Below are 4,264 nucleotides of genomic sequence, written 5' to 3'. Positions count from 1 at the left end.
ATTCGCTGGGCTGTCCATCTGGACATTCTGGCTACAGAATTTCTTGACGACCATAGAGCATTGGAACCACCTGATCCCATCCCGAACTCAGTAGTGAAACGATGCATCGCCGATGGTAGTGTGGGGTTTCCCCATGTGAGAGTAGGTCATCGTCAAGATTCATTTCGCAAAACCCCTATCTGCGCATGCAGGTAGGGGTTTTGTCTTTGCGGCGCAAATATCCCCAGCCCTGCCCGACCCCTGTAGGAGCAGCCTTGTGCTGCGAAGAGGCCGGTAAGGCTAAAGATTATCTTCGCCTGCAATGGCCTCTTCGCAGCACAAGGCTGCTCCTACAGAGCAGGGTGCAACGCCAGGTATCCAGGCCATCCAGGCCCTTTTCCTATGCAAGCCAACAGCCCATGGCTATCATGCGTGCCTTATTCCAAGTCGAGACTGGCATGCTGAAGTTGTTGAATCTCCTCAAGGATGGCCGGTTCCATTCCGGAGAAGCTCTGGGGGCAGCCCTCGGGGTGAGTCGCAGCGCCGTGTGGAAGCAGCTGCAGCACCTGGAGAGCGAGCTGAGCCTCACCATTCACAAGGTTCGTGGGCGCGGCTATCAGCTAGCGGCACCACTGGCTTTGCTCGACGCGCAGGCAATCGCCAGGTTTGCCGAAGGCGAGCAGTGGCCGGTTTTCATTCACGAAATCATCGACTCGACCAACGCCGAAGGCTTGAGGCTTGCCAATCAAGGGCAGGTAGCGCCATTTCTCGTCCTGGCCGAGCGGCAAAGCGCCGGCCGCGGCCGTCGTGGCCGCCAATGGGTCAGCCCATTTGCCGAAAACCTCTATTACAGCCTTGTCTTGCGGGTGGATGGTGGCATTCGCCAGCTCGAAGGCTTGAGCCTGGTGGTAGGCGTTGCAGTAATGCGCACGCTGCAGGCGTTCGGGGTAAAAGATGTAGGGCTCAAATGGCCCAATGACGTGTTGGTTGGCGGGCAGAAGATCACTGGCATTCTCCTGGAGCTGGTGGGTGACCCGGCCGATGTCTGTCATGTGGTCCTGGGTATCGGTATCAATGTGAACATGCAGGTCAATGACCAGGTCGACCAGGAGTGGACCTCGATGCGGCGTGAGGTGGGCGCGGCTATAGACCGTAACCACTTGGTGGCTTCGCTCAATCAGCAAATGCAGCACGAATTGGCACGCCATCGTCGCTACGGGTTTGCCGCATTCCAGGAGGAGTGGGAGCAGGCGCACCTTTGGCAGGGACGCAATGTTTCACTGGTTGCCGGTAATACGCGCATCGATGGCGTGGTTCTTGGCGTCGACGGGCAGGGCGGCTTGCGCCTTGAGGTGGACGGAGTTGAAAAGAGCTTCAGTGGTGGTGAGCTCAGTTTGAGGTTGCGTGATGATTCTTGAGCTCGATTGCGGTAACAGCTTCATCAAGTGGCGCGTGATTCATACCGCTGATGCAGTGATTGAAGGTGGCGGGATTGTCGATTCAGATCAAGCGCTGCTGGCCGAAGTGGCTGCGCTGGCTTCGGTGCGTCTGACAGGTTGCCGCATTGTCAGTGTGCGCAGCGAGGAAGAAACCGATGCACTTTGTGCGTTGATTGCCCAGGCATTTGCCGTGCAGGCGCATGTTGCGCTTCCGGCACGGAGCATGGCCGGTGTGCGCAACGGTTATGACGACTACCAGCGGTTGGGCATGGACCGTTGGCTCGCTGCGCTGGGTGCATTTCACCTGGCCAAGGGCGCATGCCTGGTGATCGACCTCGGTACCGCCGCCAAAGCAGACTTTGTGGCTGCAGACGGCGAGCACCTGGGTGGCTACATCTGTCCGGGCATGCCACTGATGCGCAGTCAGTTGCGTACCCATACCCGGCGCATTCGCTATGACGATGCCTCCGCCGAGCGCGCATTGACCAGCCTGTCGCCGGGCCGCTCTACAGTCGAAGCGGTTGAGCGTGGTTGCGTGTTGATGCTCCAGGGCTTTGCGCGTACCCAGCTTGAGCAGGCGCGTTCACTGTGGGGTGAAGAATTCGCGGTGTTCCTCACTGGGGGTGATGCGCCGCTGGTGAGAGAGGCCGTGCCGCAGGCGCGTGTCGTCCCTGACCTGGTTTTCGTTGGCCTGGCCATGGCCTGCCCATTGGATTGAGGTGCCTATGCGTTGGTTGTTTCTGTTGTTACTGGTGCTCAACGTCTTCTATTACGTGTGGCATCAGCAGGAAGCACCGCTGAAGGTCAAGGAAGTCGCCCCGCTGTCTCTGTACAAGGGGAATCAGCAGGAAATCCGTCTGTTGCGTGAAACGGGTGTGTCGGCACCACCCAGGCGCCGTGACGAATGCCTGGTAGTGGGGGGTGTGACAGGGCAGGAGCAGCTGGATGCACTGCGTCAGCGCTTGCTGAGCCTGGATATTGCCACCTTGCCGGTGGTGGGGCAGCTGCCTGGAGCCGATGGTCGCTGGCTCAAGGTTGCCCCGGAAAGCGAGCGTTTACTGGACCAAACGGTCCTTTCGGCTCTTTCCAATGATTTCAAAGACTTAAAACATAAAATTATTTTCTGCCAGGGTATTGCAACTGGTGAATAGCTTGATAGAATGGCGCCCGCTTCACAGGGAACACCACTCAGGTGGTACAACTGGAAGCGGTGTCAAAGCAGCTAAGTTTCAGATTTGATTGAAAAAATTTGAAAAAACGCTTGACACTAGGACGGCAGACACATAGAATGCCGGCCACATCTGGAGGGATTCCCGAGCGGTCAAAGGGGACGGACTGTAAATCCGTTGCGAGAGCTTCGAAGGTTCGAATCCTTCTCCCTCCACCAGTTTTAGCGAGAGCCGCAAGCTCCGCGGGTATAGTTTAGTGGTAGAACCTCAGCCTTCCAAGCTGATGATGCGGGTTCGATTCCCGCTACCCGCTCCAAGTTTGCCGGATTTTGCACAAAGTGTTTCGCTCTTGTAGCTCAGTTGGTAGAGCACACCCTTGGTAAGGGTGAGGTCAGCGGTTCAAGTCCGCTCAAGAGCTCCATATAAACAAGGCAGATATGAAAATATCTGCCTTTGTTTTATCAGCGCAAGACTATTTCTTCTGCGGAGGATTGTATCGATGGCTAAGGAAAAGTTTGATCGTTCCCTTCCCCACGTTAACGTCGGCACTATCGGCCACGTTGACCACGGTAAGACCACTCTGACCGCAGCTCTGACTCGCGTCTGCTCCGAAGTTTTCGGTTCGGCAGTCGTTGAGTTCGACAAGATCGACTCGGCTCCGGAAGAAAAAGCGCGCGGTATCACCATCAACACCGCTCACGTCGAGTACAACTCGAACATTCGTCACTACGCTCACGTTGACTGCCCAGGTCACGCTGACTATGTGAAGAACATGATCACCGGTGCTGCCCAGATGGACGGCGCGATCCTGGTTTGCTCGGCCGCCGATGGTCCGATGCCACAAACCCGTGAGCACATCCTGCTGTCCCGTCAGGTTGGCGTTCCGTACATCGTGGTCTTCCTGAACAAGGCTGACCTGGTAGACGACGCTGAGCTGCTGGAACTGGTCGAGATGGAAGTTCGCGACCTGCTGTCCACCTATGACTTCCCAGGCGACGACACTCCGATCATCATCGGTTCGGCTCGTATGGCGCTGGAAGGCAAAGACGACAACGAAATGGGCACCACCGCTGTCAAGCGTCTGGTTGAAACTCTGGACAGCTACATCCCAGAGCCAGAGCGCGCTATCGACAAGCCGTTCCTGATGCCAATCGAAGACGTATTCTCGATCTCGGGTCGTGGTACCGTTGTTACCGGTCGTATCGAGCGTGGTATCGTCCGCGTTCAGGATCCGCTGGAAATCGTTGGTCTGCGTGACACCACCACCACCACCTGCACCGGTGTTGAGATGTTCCGCAAGCTGCTGGACGAAGGTCGTGCTGGCGAGAACTGCGGCGTTCTGCTGCGTGGTACCAAGCGTGACGACGTTGAGCGTGGCCAGGTTCTGGTCAAGCCAGGTTCGGTCAAGCCGCACACCAAGTTCACCGCAGAAGTCTACGTCCTGTCGAAGGAAGAAGGCGGTCGTCACACTCCGTTCTTCAAAGGCTACCGTCCTCAGTTCTACTTCCGTACCACTGACGTGACCGGTAACTGCGAACTGCCGGAAGGCGTTGAAATGGTAATGCCAGGTGACAACATTCAGATGACTGTTACCCTGATCAAGACCATCGCAATGGAAGACGGTCTGCGCTTCGCTATCCGTGAAGGCGGTCGTACCGTCGGCGCCGGCGTCGTAGC

At 57.0% G+C, this 4,264-nt stretch carries 4 protein-coding genes, 3 tRNA genes and 1 rRNA gene; all 8 read left to right on the top strand.

Annotated features, from left to right (window positions below):
- Positions 1 to 42: 42 nt before the first annotated feature.
- Positions 43 to 158: ribosomal RNA gene (gene rrf / locus E8E78_RS29040) — 5S ribosomal RNA — on the top strand.
- 279 nt (positions 159 to 437) lie between these two features.
- A complete protein-coding gene (gene birA / locus E8E78_RS29035; RefSeq protein WP_049276034.1) occupies positions 438 to 1,397 on the top strand; it encodes a bifunctional biotin--[acetyl-CoA-carboxylase] ligase/biotin operon repressor BirA in 960 nt (319 codons plus the stop codon).
- Entirely contained in the window at positions 1,387 to 2,136 is a 750-nt protein-coding gene (locus E8E78_RS29030) for a pantothenate kinase (protein WP_016497739.1), read from the top strand. Before birA ends, E8E78_RS29030 begins: the two co-directional genes overlap by 11 nt.
- Before the next feature lie 7 nt (positions 2,137 to 2,143).
- Positions 2,144 to 2,569, top strand: a complete 426-nt coding sequence (locus tag E8E78_RS29025; protein WP_049276033.1) for a hypothetical protein — start codon at positions 2,144 to 2,146, stop codon at positions 2,567 to 2,569.
- Positions 2,570 to 2,721: 152 nt separating this feature from the next.
- A tRNA-Tyr gene (locus E8E78_RS29020) sits at positions 2,722 to 2,805 on the top strand.
- A 24-nt stretch (positions 2,806 to 2,829) separates the two neighbouring features.
- Positions 2,830 to 2,903 (top strand) — tRNA-Gly (locus tag E8E78_RS29015).
- A 29-nt stretch (positions 2,904 to 2,932) separates the two neighbouring features.
- A tRNA-Thr gene (locus tag E8E78_RS29010) sits at positions 2,933 to 3,008 on the top strand.
- Positions 3,009 to 3,086: 78 nt separating this feature from the next.
- The coding region (tuf, locus tag E8E78_RS29005) for an elongation factor Tu (protein ID WP_280313614.1) at positions 3,087 to 4,264 on the top strand (1,178 nt) is incomplete at its 3' end.

This window comes from Pseudomonas sp. BN505, from assembly GCF_029873175.1.
In the GTDB taxonomy this organism is placed as follows: Bacteria; Pseudomonadota; Gammaproteobacteria; order Pseudomonadales; family Pseudomonadaceae; genus Aquipseudomonas; species Aquipseudomonas putida.
The sequence above is the reverse complement of the archived record's forward strand: the minus strand, read 5'-3'. Positions and strand labels throughout refer to the sequence as shown.

Coding starts and splice junctions, on each gene's coding strand:
- birA (WP_049276034.1), top strand. CDS start 438: ATGCTGAAGTTGTTGAATCTCCTCAAGGATGGCCGGTTCCATTCCGGA.
- E8E78_RS29030 (WP_016497739.1), top strand. CDS start 1,387: ATGATTCTTGAGCTCGATTGCGGTAACAGCTTCATCAAGTGGCGCGTG.
- E8E78_RS29025 (WP_049276033.1), top strand. CDS start 2,144: ATGCGTTGGTTGTTTCTGTTGTTACTGGTGCTCAACGTCTTCTATTAC.